The organism is Nonomuraea sp. NPDC059194 (assembly GCF_042754765.1).
GTDB lineage: Bacteria > Actinomycetota > Actinomycetes > Streptosporangiales > Streptosporangiaceae > Nonomuraea.
Genome location: NZ_JBHZBH010000010.1, coordinates 158,359 through 172,592 on the forward strand (window position 1 = coordinate 158,359; position 14,234 = coordinate 172,592).

A 14,234-nucleotide genomic window follows, 5' to 3' on the forward strand; every position below is an offset into this window, starting at 1 on the left:
AAGGCATGGCGCGAGCTTCCAACAAAGAGCAGATCCTCCGCGAAGGACTCCAGGTCGTGCGCAGGCGCGGGTTCAACGCGGCCGGGGTGCGGGACATCACCGCCGCCGCCGGCGTACCGCAGGGCTCGTTCACCAACCATTTCGCCTCGAAGGAGGCGTTCGGGCTGGAGATCCTCGACCGGTACTTCACCGACGACGTCGGGTCGGCGATCGACGCGACGCTGCGTGACCCCGAGCTGCCGCCGATCGAGCGGCTGCGGGCCTACTTCGACGCCATCACCGCCCGGTTCGAGGCGCGTGAGTGGCGCGACGGATGCCTGATCGGCAACCTGAGCCTGGAGTCGGCCGAGACGAGCGAGGCCCTGCGCCGGCGGCTGTCGGAGATCTTCGCGCAGTGGCGCGAGCCGTTCGCCGACTGCCTGGAGGAGGCCGCGGCGGCCGGGGAGATCCGGCTGGACGTGCCGGCCCTCGACCTGGCCGACTTCCTGCTGGCCTCCTGGCAGGGCGCGATCCTGCGGATGAAGGTCGACCACAGTGCCCAGCCGCTCCAGCGGTTCCAAGAGATCATCTTTTCCACCGTCCTCCGGAGAACGATATGAACGCCCACGACCCCCACCCCCGCAGGCGCGTCGCCGCGGCCGGTACCGAGTTCAGCTACGTCGACACCGGCTCCGGCGACCCGATCGTCTTCCTGCACGGCAATCCCACCTCCTCCTACCTGTGGCGCAACGTCATCCCCCACGTCGCCGACCTCGGCCGTTGCCTGGCCCCCGACCTGGCGGGGATGGGCGCCTCCGGCCCCGCGCCCGACGGGGCCTACCGCTTCGCCGACCACGCCCGCCGCCTCGACGCCTGGTTCGACGCCCTGGGGCTCGACGGCGAGGTGACCCTCGTGCTGCACGACTGGGGCTCGGCCCTCGGGTTCCACTGGGCCGAGCGGCACCGCGAGCGGGTCAGGGCGATCGCGTACATGGAGGCCATCGTCCAGCCCCGCCTGTGGAGCGACTTCCCGCCCGGACGCGACGCGCTCTTCCGAACGATGCGCGGCCCCGAGGGCGAGCGGCTCATCCTGCAGGAGAACTTCTTCGTCGAGACCGTGCTGCCCAAGAGCATCCTGCGCCCGCTGAGCGAGGCCGAGATGGACGCCTACCGCGCGCCGTTCCCCACACCCGAGTCGAGGGTCCCGACGCTGGTCTTCCCCCGCGAACTGCCCATCGACGGCACCCCCGAGGACGTCGCCGCGATCATCGAGACGTACGGCCGGTGGCTGGCCGGCAGCGAGCTGCCCAAGCTCCTCATCAGCGCCGAACCCGGCGCCCTGCTGGTCGGCCGCGCCCTGGAGTTCGCCCGCACCTGGCCGAACCAGCACGAGGTGACCGTGTCCGGCAGCCACTACATCCAGGAGGACTCACCGGACGAGATCGGCGCCGCGCTGCGCGACTTCGTCCTCAAGCTCTGAGTCCTCAAGCTCTGAGACTCAGCAGGGCGTCGATCGCCGCGTCGCCGGTCGGCGGGCCGAGGCGGGTGGGAGCGCCCGCGGCCAGCAGCGTCTCGACCGTGCCCAGGTAGTCTCCGTCTCTGCCCGGTTGTTGCGCAGCCCCCACAGCGCGCAGTCGAGCGGGGTGGGCCCGTCGTCGTCGAAGGCGCGGTCGTGCAGGTCCGCGCCGCGCTCGACCAGCAACCGCACGGTCGCGGTACGGCCGTGCATGGCGGCCTGCTCCAGCGGCGTGAAGTTGCTCCAGCCGCGGGTGTCGACGGCCAGGCCGCTGTCGAGCAGCACCCGCACCACCTCGGTACGGCCGAGCAGCGCGAACTGGCCGAGGATCCAGCCGTAGTCGTCGCCGTCGGGGTTGCCCAGCGCCGGTGGCGGTGCGGTGGGCAACCGTACCGACTGGCCACGCGCGACGGCCAGAACGGCGGTGTCGACCGGATCGAGCTCGGCGCTCGCGCCACGCGCGGCCAGCAGCTCGTAGGCGGCCAGATGGCCACAGCGCGCGGCCAGCGCCAGCGGCAGGCGGCCGACGTCCCAGCGGTCCCATGGCAGGTTCACGTCGGCACCCGCCTCCAGCAGCATCGTCAGGATGGTCGTCCCGCGCCCACGGGCGATCGCGTGGTGCAGGGCTCGGCAGGCGTTGACGTCGGCGCCGTGGTCCAGGAACCAGGCCAGCCCCGCGGCGTCCTCGAAGTCGAGCTTGTGGGCCACCATGCGTTCGTAGCCTGGCTGGTAGAGCAGGTCGAGAAACGCGGTGTCGGCCTGCTCGCAGGCGTGGTAGAACGCGTCCTCGTCGCGGGTGGCCCCGTGCTCGACCAGCATCCTGGCCAGCGCCAGGTCACCGCGTTCGACCGCGTCGAACAGGGCCGTCCTGCGGCCCTGTTCGTCCCCTTCCAGATCCCGCATGGCGATCGAACCTCCTGGGCCGAAGTCTGTCGACCAGGTACACGTTAACCGCTCGCGGCATGCCAGCAGTGTGTCCACCGGCCGTCACCGAGATCGGTACGGCCGGGCACCTCTGCGGCGCAGATCGGCAGCGCGACGGGGCAGCGCGGGTGGAAGCGGCACCCGCTCGGCGGCGAGATCAGGCTGGGCGGCTCACCGTGCCTGGTGCGGTCGGGCGGCGTGACCCGGTCGGGGTCGGGGGCCGAGTCCAGCAGCAGCCGCGTGTAGGGGTGGCGGGCCGTCTGGGTGAGCGCCTCGCCGGGGCCGCTCTCGATCAGCCGGCCGGCGTACATGACGGTGATGTCCTCGGCGAAGTAGCGGGCACTGGCGATGTCGTGAGTGATGTACAGCAGCGCCAGCCCGCTGTCGGCGGCCAGTTGCTCCAGCAGCCGCAGCACCCCGAGCCTGATCGACACGTCGAGCATGGAGACGGGCTCGTCGGCGATCAGCGCGATCGGCTGCACTGCGAGCGCGCGGGCGATCGCCACCCGCTGCCGCTGCCCGCCCGACAGCTCGTGCGGCAGCTTGTCCATGAACTGCTCGACGGGTGTGAGGCTGACCCGTTCCAGCAGTTCGGCCACCCGTTCCCGCTCGTGCGCGGCCGAGCGCACGTGCCCGTGGACGCGCATCGGCCTGGCCAGGTGGTAGCGGACCCGGTGGAAGGGGTTGAGCGAGGCGAACGGGTCCTGGAAGATCAGCTGCACCTGCCGCCGGTACTCCCTGAAGCCCGTCACCTTCTCGCCGCGCAGCAGCACCTCGCCGGACGTCGGCGGGTACACCTGGGCCAGCAGCCTGGCCACGGTGCTCTTGCCGCAGCCGCTCTCCCCCACCAGCGCCGTCACCGACCCGGCGCGCAGCGCCAGCGACACGTCCTCGACCGCATGGACGGTACCCCGGCCGCGGGCGGCTTTGAAGTGCTTGGTGAGGTTCCTGCCTTCGAGCACGATCTCGCTCATCGGATCCCCTTCCCCTCGTTGAGCAGGCAGGCCACGTCGGGGTCGAGCCGCGGCAGCGTCGAGTCGCAGGCGTCGAAGGCGAAGCGGCAGCGCGGGTGGAAGGCGCAGCCGGGCGGCAGCGAACGCAGGTCGGGCGGGGTGCCGGGGATGCCGAGCAACTCCTCGCGCGGCCCGTGCAGGCGCGGGAAGGAGCGCAGCAGCCCCAGCGTGTACGGATGACGCGGCGCCTGGCGCAGGGCTCGGGCGGTGCCTGTCTCGACGACCCGGCCCGCGTACATGATGGCGATCCGGTCGGAGATCTCCATCAGCAGGGACAGGTCGTGGGTGATGAACACGACGGCGAAGCCGTACTCCTCCCGCAGCGCCCTGATCTCGTGCAGGATGTCGCGCTGCACCACCACGTCGAGCGCGGTGGTGGGCTCGTCCATGATGATGATCTCGGGGTTGAGCGCCAGCGCGATGGCGATCGCCGCGCGCTGGCGCATGCCGCCGGATAGCTCGTGCGGGTAGCTGCGGCGGCGGTCGGCGCTGATTCCCACTCGACGGAGCAGTTCCACCGAGCGTTCGAGGCGTTCCTTGCGCGACATGCCGGGCACGTGGATGCGGAGCACGTCGTCGATCTGGGCTCCGACGGTGCTGACCGGGTTGAGGGAGTTCATGGCGCTCTGGAAGACGACCGCCAGCTCCCGCCACCGGAAGGCGCGAAGCCGTTCGCGTTTCAGCTCCAGCACGTCCACGCCGGAGCCGTCTGGCCTGCGGTAGGTCACCGAGCCGCCGGTGATCACGGCCGGTGGCCGCAGCAGCCTGCCGATCGCGTGCGCGAGGGTGGACTTGCCGCTGCCGCTCTCCCCCGCCAGCCCGAGGATCTCGCCGCGCCGCAGGTCGAGTGTGACGTCGGCGACCGCGTGGACCGCGCCGGTGTTCGACAGGTAGTCGACGCCGAGCCCGCGGACTTCCAGGACGTTCACGCCTTCGCCTCCTTGGGGAGCTTGACCGTGCGCAGCCGGGGGTTGGCGATCTCGTCCAGGCCGAAGTTGACCAGCGCCAGCCCGGTGCCGATGAGCGCGATGCACAGCCCCGGCGGCACGAACCACCACCAGGCGCCGATCAGCAGCGCCTGGCCGTTCTGCGCGAAGTAGAGCATGCTGCCCCAGCTCACCGTGGACAGGTCGGCCAGACCGAGGAAGGACAGCCCCGCCTCGGCCAGGATCGCGCCGACCACGGTGGCCAGGAAGCTGGTGGCGATCACCGGCAGCAGCACGGGCAGGATCTCGAAGAAGACGATGCGGAACGGGCCCTCGCCACCGGCCCTGGCCGCCTCGACGAAGTCGCGCCGCCGTACCGACAGGGTCTGGGCGCGCAGCACGCGGGCGCCCCAGGCCCAGCCGGTCACGGCGATCACCACCGCGACCGAGGCGACGCCGCGCTGGGGCAGGTAGCCCGCCAGCACGATGATCAGCGGCAGCGCGGGCAGCACCAGGAAGATGTTGGTGAGCACCGACAGCACCTCGTCGACCGCGCCGCCGACGTAGCCGCCGACCAGGCCCACGGCGACGGCGAGCACGGTGGCGATGATCGCCGAGAGCAGGCCGACGCCCATCGAGACGCGCGAGCCGTACACGATCTGGGTGAGCACGTCCTGACCGGTCTGCGTGGTGCCGAGCCAGTGCTCGACGGAGGGCCCCTGGAGCCCGGCGTCGCTGGTCGCGGCCGGGTCGGCGGGCAGCAGCAGCGGGCCGACGAGCGCCATCAGCGTGAAGAAGGCCAGGATGGCGATGCCGATGCGGATCTTCATTGCCGCGTCCTTGGGTCGAGGACCACGTAGGCGAGGTCGGCCAGCAGGTTCGCGACGAGGACGGCCAGCGAGATCACCAGGAAGATGCCCTGCATGAGCGGGAAGTCCTCGTTCTCCACGCCCTTCAGCAGCATCGAGCCGATGCCCGGATAGGAGAAGACGATCTCGGTCAGCACCGAGCCGCCGACCACGAACCCGAGCGACAGCGCGAAGCTGGTGATGTTGGGCAGGATCGCGTTGCGGGCGGCGTAGGCCCACATGACGCGGCGGCTGGTCAGCCCCTTGGCCTCGGCCATGACCACGTAGTCCTCGCCGAGCGTGGTGACCATGACGTTGCGCATGCCGAGGATGCGGTCGGCCATCGAGGCCAGCACGATCGTGACCGCCGGCAGCGTCGCGTGGTAGGCCACGCTGGCCAGGAACTCCCCGGTGAGGCCGGGCGTCACCTCCAGCCCGTACGCGCGCGAGCCGGGAAACCAGCCCAGCGTCGAGCCGAAGACGAAGACCAGCACCAGCGCCACCCAGAAGTACGGCACCGCGTGCAGGAAGGTCGCGGCGGGCAGCACCCCGTCGAGCCAGGTGCCGCGCTTCCAGGCCATCAGCACCCCGAGCGAGGTGCCGGCCGCGTAGCTGATCAGCGTGGCGATGCCGACGAGCCCGATCGTCCACGGCAGGCTGTCGGCGATGACCGTGGACACCTGCGTCGGGAAGAAGGTGATCGAGCGGCCCAGCTCGCCCCGGAACAGGTTGCCCAGGTAGTCGAGGTACTGCGTCCACAGACCCGCGTCGCTGATCCCGAACGCCTTCTTCATCGCCTCGATGGCCGCCGGGTCCACGTTGCCCTTGAGCCTGGCGACCAGCAGGTCCACCGGATCCCCCGGCATCATCCGGGGGATCAGGAAGTTGAGCGTGACGGCGGCCCAGGCCGTGAGGAGGTAGAACCCGAGCCGCCTGGCCAGGAACCTCACGTGCCCGCGGGCCTCAGGTTGAGCAGCACCACGGCGGCGTCGGGCGAGGTGTACGGCGAGGGCATCGCGTACGGGTCCTGCTCCGACGGCCAGCCCACGTACTTGTTGGTCCTGAACTGCGCCCACGCCGGGCTGTAGAACAGCGGCAGCACCGGCAGCCGCTCCACCATGATCTTGCCGAGCGCCTGGGTGGCCCGCTGCTGCTCGGCCAGGTCCTCGGTGGCGGCGTAGGCGTTGATCAGCCGGTCCGTCTCGGGGTCCTTCCACCGCTGGTAGTTGCCGGTGGCGGCGGTGCCGACGGGCTTGGCCAGCTCACCGAACAGCAGCGACCGCATCTGGAAGTACGGCGAGACCCCGGCGGGCGTGGCCCTGATCGACAGCTCGAAGTCGCCCTTGCCGACCTTCGACACCCAGTCCTGGAAGGCCACCCCTCGGGTCTCGACCGTGATGCCGACCTTGGCCAGGTCTTCCCTGATGAGCTGGGCGGCGTTCACCCAGTCGGTGAACGGCGAGGGCACCAGCAGCGTGAACGTGAGCGGGCCCTGGCCTTTCAGCAGTTCCTTGGCCTTCTCGACGTCCACCTGGTAGGCCGCGTCCTTGTACTCCGGCGGCAGGAACGCCTCGCCGCCGGGCATCGGGATGCTCGTCGGGTGGGCGACCTTGGTGTAGCCGCGCTCCGCCACCTTGACGATCTTGTCGCGGTCGATGGCCAGGCTGATGGCCTGCCGTACCTCCGGCTTGGACAGGACGGGGTGGGTCAGGTTCGGCAGCAGCGAGACCACGCCCTCGGGCGGGAAGAAGTACTTGTTGACCTCCGGCTGGCCCTGGACGTAGATCTTGTCGATGTCGGGGACGAACGCGCCCGCCCAGTCGATCTCGCCCTGCTGGAGCCCGGTCTGCACGGCGTTGGCGGTGTAGGCGGGGAACCTGATCGTGGGCACGACCGGCTTGCCCGGCTGCCAGTACGCCGGATTCTTCGTCATCTCGTAGAGCTGGGCGGAGAACTTCGAGAGCTGGTACGGCCCGGTGCCGACCGGCTTGGGGTTGGTGAAGGTGACCGGGTTCTCCTTCTCGAACACGTGCTTCGGCACGATGCCCGTGTTGCCGGAGATGTTGAACAGCTTGGCGTACGACGTGGTCTTGAAGTCGATGCGCACCTTGTCGGGCGCGAGCACCTCGGTGCCGGAGATCTCCAGCGCGCCCTTGTTGAGCTCGGGGTGCTTGGTCATCGTGTCGAAGGTGAAGGCCACGTCGTCGGCGGTGAACGGCTTGCCGTCGGTCCACTTCACGCCCTGGCGCAGGGTGAAGGTGAGCGACTTGCCGTCGTCGCCCCACTCGTGGCCCAGCGCCAGCCACGGCTTGACCTCACCGGGTTTGAGCTTGTTGAAGTACTCGAGCGTCTCGTAGATCATCCCGGTCGTGCCGAAGTTGACGCCTTCGAGGTGGAACGGGTTGAAGTTCTCCTGGAAGGTGCCGGAGTCGATGGCGTGCACGACCAGCGGCGGCGCCTCGTCGGCCTGCTTGGGGGCGCCGGAGCTGGAACAACCGGCCAGGGCGAGTGCTAAGACGACGGCGGTCAAGCGTCTCATCAGAAGGTTCCTCTCACGCGGAGGTCACGGGAGCCGACCGGCGCGGCGAAGGCCTGGGCGCGGCCGAAACCGGCCGGAGCGCCGCGCACGACGGTGAGGGCACGGTAGTAGTCGACGTAAGGGAATCCGTAGGTCTCGCCCCTGGCGAAGGCGTAGCCGGTGATCGCCTCCGACCAGACCTGGTAGGCCTCGTCGGTCAGCTCGACGAAGACGTCGGGCCGGTAGCCCTCGGCGTCCTCCCAGTTGTCGGCATAGAACAGCTGCCCCGCCCAGTGCGCGAGCCGCTCCCGCTCCAGCGTCTTCAGCCCGCCGTAGAAGCGGGCGTCCTCGACGATGCGGTGCGTGCGGGCGTGGTCCTTGTGGATCGACCGGCTCCAGTGGGTCAGGATCACGTCCGGCCGCAGCTCCCTGATCAGGTCGCCGACGCGCAGCTTGACGTCCTCGTCCTCGGGCAGCAGACCGTCCTCGTAGTCGAGGAACCTGGCCTCGGCGCCGATCGCCTGCGCGAACGCCAGCGCCTCGTCGTGCTTCTGCTTGGCGTAGTCGGCGACGGGCAGCCGCGGGTGGCCGCGCTCGCCGAGCGTGAGGTGCAGGAGCGTGGCGCGGTGTCCCTCCAGGACGTGCTGCGCGAGTACGGCTCCCGCCGTCAGGTCCATGTCCCCGGCATGCGCCCCGATCGCCAGAATTCCACGACCTCCTTCGTCGGCCGTGAAATTCAGACGGCTGTGTTCACTGGTTCCCTCGCTACGCTCGTTCACGGACGGCCCACCGCATGACGTGGAAGCGGCGGGTGACCTGGTAGCCCGCCTTGGCGTACAGGTGTCCGGCCGGGCTGGCCTCCCCGGTCCAGAGGAACCACGAGGAGTGCAGGCCCTCGGCCCGCATCCGCGTCATCGTGAGGTGGAGCAGGATCTTGCCGAGCCCGGTGCCCCGCTCACCGGCGTCCACGCCGAACGGCCCGAACCGTTCGGGGATGCCGCGGTAGGCGGCGTAGAGGGCGAACCCCACCAGCCGGTCGCCCTTCCTGGCGATGACCATGCGCGTGGTGTCCCTGTGGTGGCGGATCGCCTCGCCCCAGTCGGGGTTGAACCTCTCGGCCGCGAACCTGATCAGCTCGGGCAGTTCGCCGTCGGCCGGGCTGCGGAAGGCATACCCCTCGCTCTCCCGCTTGGCGCGCAGCTCGTGCACCTCCTGCGGCGTCAGGTAGCCGACCAGCGTGCGGTCCATCGCGACCGGCGAGTAGAGCGTGGTGAACCCCATGCCGGCCAGCAGGGCGACCCCCTCGGGATAGAGCTCGGGGTCGGCGCCGGGCAGCACGTAGTTGGGGGTGTAGGAGGCGAAGTCGACCCGGGTGCGCCCGTCGGCCCGCAGGAAGTCGAGCGCCTCGGTGAGCAACCGCCGTCCAAGGCCGCCGCCCCGATGTCCGGGTGCGACGAAGAAGAACGGGATCCAGCCGGTCTCCGGCTCCAGGTCAGTGCCGGGCGCGAGCGGCGTCAACCGGCGGACGGCGTAGGCGCACCCGACGACGCGCCCGTCCGCCACGGCCACCCACAGGCCCTGGGGATCGAAGTTCGGGTCGAGCAGGACGCAGTCGCGAAACCACGTCGCGGTCGTCGGGTCCCCCGGCAGGCTCAGGTTCCAGGATTCGATCAGGGAGTGCTCGTCCCCGGGCGCGAACGCGCGGACTGTGAGCGTCATATCCAAGAGCTTTCCGAGTGGTAAGGCGGAAGGTCAAGAAGATCGAGGAAGAAAATTTTCCTTGCGGTTACCCTCTAGAAACTTTCCTTCGCCGCGGGTCATGATGGAACGTTGGCTTACCAGATGCCGGGTGTGCTTCGGCTACCGTGGGTTGGAGAGGAGAGCGCCCGACATGGCGCCCGACCCCCCTTCTCCATACCGCCACGGCATCCGCGCTGGAGACGAGTCATCATGAATGCCTTGGATACCGATCGCACCGATCAGCTCGCCGAGCGCCTGTTCGCGAGCACCCTCGGCGCTCTCGAACTGTTCGCTGTCTACCTGGGCGGCGAGCTCGGCCTCTACCGCGCCCTCCAGGAGCACGGCCCGTTGACGGCGGAGCAGTTGAGCGAGCGGGCCGGGATCGCGCCGCGCTACGCCGCCGAGTGGCTGGAGCAGCAGGCCGTCGCCGGACTGCTGGACACCGACCCTGACGTGCCCGCGCAGGAGCGCCGCTACCGCCTCGATCCCGCCTACGCCCGGGTGCTGGTCGACGCCGACGATCCCGCGCACGCCGCGCCCTTCGCCTACATGCTGGCCGGGATCGGCGGCGTCATCTCGCAGGTCGCGCAGGCCTACCGCACCGGCGGCGGCGTGCCGTACGAGTCGTACGGCAGGGCATTTCGCCACGGTCAGGGCCACATCAACCGGCCCGCCTTCACCCATGAGCTGGCAGGCAACTGGATCGCCGCCATGCCCGACGTCCTGGCCCGGCTGCAGGCCGCGCCGCGCCCGCGCATCGCCGACCTCGGCTGCGGGCAGGGCTGGTCGGCGCTCGCGGTCGCCCGCGCCTTCCCGAACGCGCAGGTGGACGGCCTGGACGCGGACGAGTCCTCGATCGCCGACGCGCGTGCCCACGCCGAACAGGCCGGTCTCGGCGACCGGGTCCGGCTGGTGCGCGCCGACGCGACGACCCTGCGCGACAGCGGGCCGTACGACCTCGTGCTCATCATGGAGGTCCTGCACGACCTGTCCCGGCCGGTGGAGACGCTGCGGGCGGTGCGCGACGCCCTGGCGGAGGGCGGCGTCGTGCTCGTCGCCGACGAGCGGGTGGCCGAACGCTTCACCGCTCCGGGCGACGAGGTGGAGCGGATGATGTACGGCTGGAGCGTCACGCACTGCCTGCCCACCCAGCTCGTCGAGCAGCCCTCGGCGGCCATCGGCACCGTGATGCGGGCCGCCACCGTGGACCGGTACGCCAGGGAGGCGGGCTTCGGCGCGTGCACCGTGCTGCCCGTCGAGAACGACTTCTTCCGCTTCTACCGGCTCGACCGCTGAGCTTTTTGTAGTGCAGCTACCATGATCCCGTGAGATCGCCACAGGACGGCCGGACCGCGCGGTCACGGGCCACGCGTGCCCGCATCGTCGCCGCCGCCACCGAGCTCTTCACCACCGCCGGATACTCCGCCACGAGCATCAACGCCATCGCCGCCGAGGCCCGGGTGGGCGAACAGACCATCTACTACGCCTTCGGCACCAAGAAGGCCATTCTCACCACCGCCATCGACCAGGCCATCGCCGGAGACGACGAACCCGTTCCGACGCTGGAGCGGTCCTGGGTCCTGGCGGCGCTGGCCGACCCCGATCCACGGGAGCAGATCCGCCGCCAGGTCGCCGGCGCCGCAGACATCTACCTGCGCGCCGCGCCGCTGCTGGACGTCGTGCGCAGCGCCGCGACGGCCGACGCCGACCTGGCAGAGCTCTGGGCCGACAACACCCGGCGACGGCTCGCCGTCCAGCGCGTCTTCGCCGAAGCGCTGGCCCGCAAGACCCTGCTGCGCGACGGCATGAGCGTCGACGACGCGGCCGACACCGCCCTGACGCTCCTGTCGCCCGAGACCTACACCCTGCTCGTCCGCCAACGGGGCTGGGAGCACGCCAGATGGCAGGCATGGGCCGTCGACGCCGTCACCAGACTGCTCACCACCCTGCCGTAACCCTTTTCAAGGGCGGCGATCAGGGCCAAGGGCCGCTGCCCAACGCCGAGGCGCTGTTCGAGGAGTCGAGGCTCGTCGCGCCCCGCCGGGCTCATCGCCACCCGCGAGGAGCGGCGGGAGATGGCCACGGCGGAACGCGGGTGGCTCCCTTACCGCCAGAAGCTCAACCGGTGTGCGGCGGCGTAGTCGATCGGCCGGATCGCGCCCGGCGCGAGCGACTGGGTGCCGTGCGCGAGCCTGCGCCACGTCGGCAGCCCGGGGCCGTTGGGCGAGCCGGTGCGGGCGAAGTTCGTCCAGTAGCCCACCATCTGGTCCGACAGCTTCCGTTGGGCGGGGCTCAGCAGGGCTTTCTTCTCGGGGAAGAGGTACGGCAGGTCGCCGGCGTGGAAGGCGCCCCAGTCGAAGTCCGCCTCCAGCGGCAGGAACATCGGCGCCTCGCGGTCGGCGAACTCGTAGCCGTAGACGGGAGTGCGCCTGGCCAGCAAGGTGTTCTGCTCGTGCGTGCCCCTCGCCCAGAGCCGGTCCGTCATCACCGCCGCCCACGCCTGGCTGGGAGAGGCGTAGGACGACAGCGGATACCCGCGCATGACCCGCCTGGCGTCGTCGCCGAACGCTTCCTTGACCAGCTTGCCGTACTGCTCGGCGGTGACGGGTTTGCCCGCCACGTCGTAGGTCATGCCGACGAAGATCCGGTGCTCGTCACGCGTGGCGCCGGCCAGCACGGGCACCCGGTGGAAGCGTCCTTTCCTGATCGCCTGGGAGGGCAGCTCGGGCAGGACGTCGTTGCCGTAGGCGTACATCTGGAAGGCGTTCATGATCTGCGGCACGTCGAGGATCTTCTTGACCGGCAGCGCGCGCAGGCACGCCAGGTCACGGCAGCCGAGCTGCTCGGCGTACACCTTTCCCACCGCCTCGGCGTCCTTGGCGGCGCGCCAGGCGAACGTCGGGGCGGCCGGCAGGCCGGGAATCATGCTGCCGGCCGGCATGTCCATCATCGTCTCGCCGCTCTGCATGGCGACGCGGTGGAACAGCCCTCTCGCGCCGGGCGAGATGAGGTGGCCGCCGATGGCCAGAGCGCCGAAGGAGACGCCGAACGCGGTGACGTTGGACGGGTCGCCGCCGAAGGCCGCCGCGTTGCGCCGGACCCAGCGCAGCGCCTCCTGCTGGTCCTGCAGGCCGTACGTGCCGGAGTTCTTCAGGCCCGGATATCCGAACCCGCTGAAGACGCCGAGCCGGTAGTTGATCGTCACGACCACCACGCCGCGGGAGGCGAGCTTGCGCGCGTCGGAGAAGTGGCCCGCGCCGACCGCCCCGTCGCCGTGGATCCACACCATGACCGGGTGCTTCCCGCCCGGCTCGCGCGGGGTGGTGACGTTGAGGACCAGGCAGTCCTCGTTCGTGCTGGAGATCGGGGCGTAGACCGAGCCGACCTGCGGGCACATCGGGCCCGGCCTGGTCGCGTCCTTGACGCCGGTCCAGCTCGGGGCCGGCCCGGGGCTCTCCCACCGGCCGGCGGTGGCGTAGGGGATGCCCTGGAAGAGGCGGTGCCGGTCGGTCACCAGGCCGCGCACGGCCCCGGTGTCCGTGGTGACGACGGCGGGATCGGCCGGCCCGCGCTCGGTGGCCTGGCCGGTGAGCAGCCCGGCGGCGGCGAGCGCCGCGAGAAGGATTCGCATGCCTCCACGCTGCTGGACGGGCGTTCCGGCCAGAAGATCCATCGATCCACGATGACCCGGGACTAAAGTCCCGACGGGTCAAATCCGCCCAAAGTCGCAGGTAGCCTGACGCGAGTGGCCGCCTGGAGTTGCTTTCCGGGCGACGTTCGGGGTGCGAACCGGTGGGTAGCTGGACTCATGTGGCCGCCATCAGCCGGGCCGCGGAACGTTCCAGGCGTCTCCCCAGCCACGCCCTCAACTGATGGAGATGTGTGTGTTCAAGGCAACTCGCAGACGATCAGCGGTGCTGGCCGCCCTCATGGCCGCCGGGCTGGCTCTGATCACGACCGCCACCTCGGCCGCCGCGGCGACCGGAGGGCGCCCCGCCATCATCGGCGGGCGGCCCGCCCCGACGCCGTACTCGTTCATGGTGTCCTTCCAGCTGCGGGAGCTGCCCGACAACCACTGTGGCGGCTCCCTCGTCGCCGCGGACTGGGTCGTCACCGCCGCCCACTGCAAGGGGCTCATGAAGCCGGGCAAGACGCTGGTACGGGTCGGCTCCCTCGACCGCGACAACGGCGGCGTCGTCACCGGCGTCAAGCGCGTGGTCACCCGTCCCGACCGCAACAACCGCGGCAGGGACGGCGGGCCCAGGGCCGACATCATGCTGGTCCAGCTCGACCAGCGGGTGCCCCTCGAGCCCATCCGCATCGCCGAGACCCCCGGCGCGGTGGGCGAGCCGAGCCGCGTCATCGGCTGGGGCCTGGTGTGCGAGGACATGAACGATCCGGCCTGCAAGCCCCAGCGGCTGCAGGAGCTCGACACCGTCCGCGTGGCAGACGGCAGGTGCGCGTTCCTGACCCGCGGCGCCGAGCTGTGCACCGGCGAGCGCGAGGGGCGTGCGGCCAGCGCCTGCAGCGGCGACTCAGGAGGGCCGCAGATCCGCATGGTGGCCGGCCGGTGGGAGCTGATCGGCGCCACCTCGCGCGACGGCGACGACATCGAGGACCGCATGGACGGCAGCGCGGGCTGCTCCACCAGCCCGTACGGCGGGCCCGGCGTCGGCATCTGGACCGACGTGACCCACTACCGCGCCTGGATCACCGACACCATCGGGGCGCAGGCGCACAGCGCTTCCTGACCACACCGCTTCCTGCAGG

14 protein-coding genes are annotated in these 14,234 nt (G+C 70.6%); 5 read left to right on the forward strand and 9 right to left on the reverse strand.

Translation table 11 applies throughout. The features are described 5' to 3' along the window. The first annotated feature begins 5 nt into the window (after window positions 1-5). Window positions 6-599 carry a TetR family transcriptional regulator C-terminal domain-containing protein gene (locus tag ACFXJ8_RS15830; RefSeq protein ID WP_379644605.1) on the forward strand — a complete coding sequence of 198 codons (594 nt, stop codon included), beginning with the start codon at window positions 6-8 and terminating at the stop codon, window positions 597-599. Next, a complete protein-coding gene (locus tag ACFXJ8_RS15835; RefSeq protein ID WP_379644606.1) occupies window positions 596-1,459 on the forward strand; it encodes a haloalkane dehalogenase in 864 nt (287 codons plus the stop codon). The genes ACFXJ8_RS15830 and ACFXJ8_RS15835 overlap by 4 nt, the downstream gene beginning before the upstream one ends. An 18-nt stretch (window positions 1,460-1,477) precedes the next feature. Here the strand turns inward: ACFXJ8_RS15835 and ACFXJ8_RS15840 are convergent, their stop codons facing one another. Genes ACFXJ8_RS15840 through ACFXJ8_RS15875 form a run of 8 tightly spaced genes read right to left on the reverse strand, consistent with a single transcriptional unit; the run spans window position 1,478 to window position 9,443 of the window. After that, complete coding sequence (locus ACFXJ8_RS15840; protein WP_379644607.1) at window positions 1,478-2,398, reverse strand: ankyrin repeat domain-containing protein; 921 nt, start codon at window positions 2,396-2,398, stop codon at window positions 1,478-1,480. Window positions 2,399-2,442: 44 nt separating this feature from the next. Next, on the reverse strand, window positions 2,443-3,393 hold the full coding sequence (locus ACFXJ8_RS15845; protein ID WP_379644608.1) for an ABC transporter ATP-binding protein: 951 nt from the start codon (window positions 3,391-3,393) through the stop codon (window positions 2,443-2,445). After that, complete coding sequence (locus tag ACFXJ8_RS15850; RefSeq protein WP_379644609.1) at window positions 3,390-4,361, reverse strand: ABC transporter ATP-binding protein; 972 nt, start codon at window positions 4,359-4,361, stop codon at window positions 3,390-3,392. Before ACFXJ8_RS15850 ends, ACFXJ8_RS15845 begins: the two co-directional genes overlap by 4 nt. Continuing rightward, on the reverse strand, window positions 4,358-5,188 hold the full coding sequence (locus tag ACFXJ8_RS15855) for an ABC transporter permease (protein WP_379644610.1): 831 nt from the start codon (window positions 5,186-5,188) through the stop codon (window positions 4,358-4,360). The genes ACFXJ8_RS15850 and ACFXJ8_RS15855 overlap by 4 nt, the downstream gene beginning before the upstream one ends. Next, a complete protein-coding gene (locus tag ACFXJ8_RS15860) occupies window positions 5,185-6,156 on the reverse strand; it encodes an ABC transporter permease (protein WP_379644611.1) in 972 nt (323 codons plus the stop codon). Before ACFXJ8_RS15860 ends, ACFXJ8_RS15855 begins: the two co-directional genes overlap by 4 nt. After that, window positions 6,153-7,745, reverse strand: coding sequence for an ABC transporter substrate-binding protein (locus tag ACFXJ8_RS15865; RefSeq protein WP_379644612.1), 1,593 nt, complete (start codon window positions 7,743-7,745; stop codon window positions 6,153-6,155). The genes ACFXJ8_RS15860 and ACFXJ8_RS15865 overlap by 4 nt, the downstream gene beginning before the upstream one ends. Continuing rightward, window positions 7,745-8,503, reverse strand: a complete 759-nt coding sequence (locus ACFXJ8_RS15870) for a PIG-L deacetylase family protein (protein WP_379644613.1) — start codon at window positions 8,501-8,503, stop codon at window positions 7,745-7,747. Before ACFXJ8_RS15870 ends, ACFXJ8_RS15865 begins: the two co-directional genes overlap by 1 nt. Next, on the reverse strand, window positions 8,490-9,443 hold the full coding sequence (locus tag ACFXJ8_RS15875) for a GNAT family N-acetyltransferase (RefSeq protein WP_379644614.1): 954 nt from the start codon (window positions 9,441-9,443) through the stop codon (window positions 8,490-8,492). The genes ACFXJ8_RS15870 and ACFXJ8_RS15875 overlap by 14 nt, the downstream gene beginning before the upstream one ends. 240 nt (window positions 9,444-9,683) lie before the next feature. On the opposite strand from ACFXJ8_RS15875, the gene ACFXJ8_RS15880 reads away from it, so the two are divergent. Together ACFXJ8_RS15880 and ACFXJ8_RS15885 are read left to right on the forward strand one after the other, a co-directional pair. Continuing rightward, window positions 9,684-10,760 carry a class I SAM-dependent methyltransferase gene (locus ACFXJ8_RS15880; protein WP_379644615.1) on the forward strand — a complete coding sequence of 359 codons (1,077 nt, stop codon included), beginning with the start codon at window positions 9,684-9,686 and terminating at the stop codon, window positions 10,758-10,760. 29 nt (window positions 10,761-10,789) lie between these two features. Then, window positions 10,790-11,419 carry a TetR/AcrR family transcriptional regulator gene (locus tag ACFXJ8_RS15885; RefSeq protein ID WP_379644616.1) on the forward strand — a complete coding sequence of 210 codons (630 nt, stop codon included), beginning with the start codon at window positions 10,790-10,792 and terminating at the stop codon, window positions 11,417-11,419. Window positions 11,420-11,568: 149 nt separating this feature from the next. On the opposite strand, the gene ACFXJ8_RS15890 is transcribed toward ACFXJ8_RS15885, so the two are convergent. Beyond that, the gene (locus ACFXJ8_RS15890) at window positions 11,569-13,095 is read right to left on the reverse strand and encodes a carboxylesterase/lipase family protein (protein WP_379644617.1); all 1,527 of its coding nucleotides are present in this window, start codon (window positions 13,093-13,095) and stop codon (window positions 11,569-11,571) included. A gap of 253 nt (window positions 13,096-13,348) precedes the next feature. Here ACFXJ8_RS15890 and ACFXJ8_RS15895 point away from each other — a divergent pair, with 253 nt between their 5' ends. Further along, entirely contained in the window at window positions 13,349-14,215 is an 867-nt protein-coding gene (locus ACFXJ8_RS15895; RefSeq protein WP_379644618.1) for a S1 family peptidase, read from the forward strand. The last annotated feature ends 19 nt before the right edge of the window (window positions 14,216-14,234 follow it).

What these genes read in the sequence shown, in the direction of transcription:
- ACFXJ8_RS15830 (WP_379644605.1), top strand. Translation starts at nt 6, where the DNA reads ATGGCGCGAGCTTCCAACAAAGAGCAGATCCTCCGCGAAGGACTCCAG.
- ACFXJ8_RS15835 (WP_379644606.1), top strand. Translation starts at nt 596, where the DNA reads ATGAACGCCCACGACCCCCACCCCCGCAGGCGCGTCGCCGCGGCCGGT.
- ACFXJ8_RS15840 (WP_379644607.1), bottom strand. Translation starts at nt 2,398, where the DNA reads ATGCGGGATCTGGAAGGGGACGAACAGGGCCGCAGGACGGCCCTGTTC.
- ACFXJ8_RS15845 (WP_379644608.1), bottom strand. Translation starts at nt 3,393, where the DNA reads ATGAGCGAGATCGTGCTCGAAGGCAGGAACCTCACCAAGCACTTCAAA.
- ACFXJ8_RS15855 (WP_379644610.1), bottom strand. Translation starts at nt 5,188, where the DNA reads ATGAAGATCCGCATCGGCATCGCCATCCTGGCCTTCTTCACGCTGATG.
- ACFXJ8_RS15865 (WP_379644612.1), bottom strand. Translation starts at nt 7,745, where the DNA reads ATGAGACGCTTGACCGCCGTCGTCTTAGCACTCGCCCTGGCCGGTTGT.
- ACFXJ8_RS15875 (WP_379644614.1), bottom strand. Translation starts at nt 9,443, where the DNA reads ATGACGCTCACAGTCCGCGCGTTCGCGCCCGGGGACGAGCACTCCCTG.
- ACFXJ8_RS15890 (WP_379644617.1), bottom strand. Translation starts at nt 13,095, where the DNA reads ATGCGAATCCTTCTCGCGGCGCTCGCCGCCGCCGGGCTGCTCACCGGC.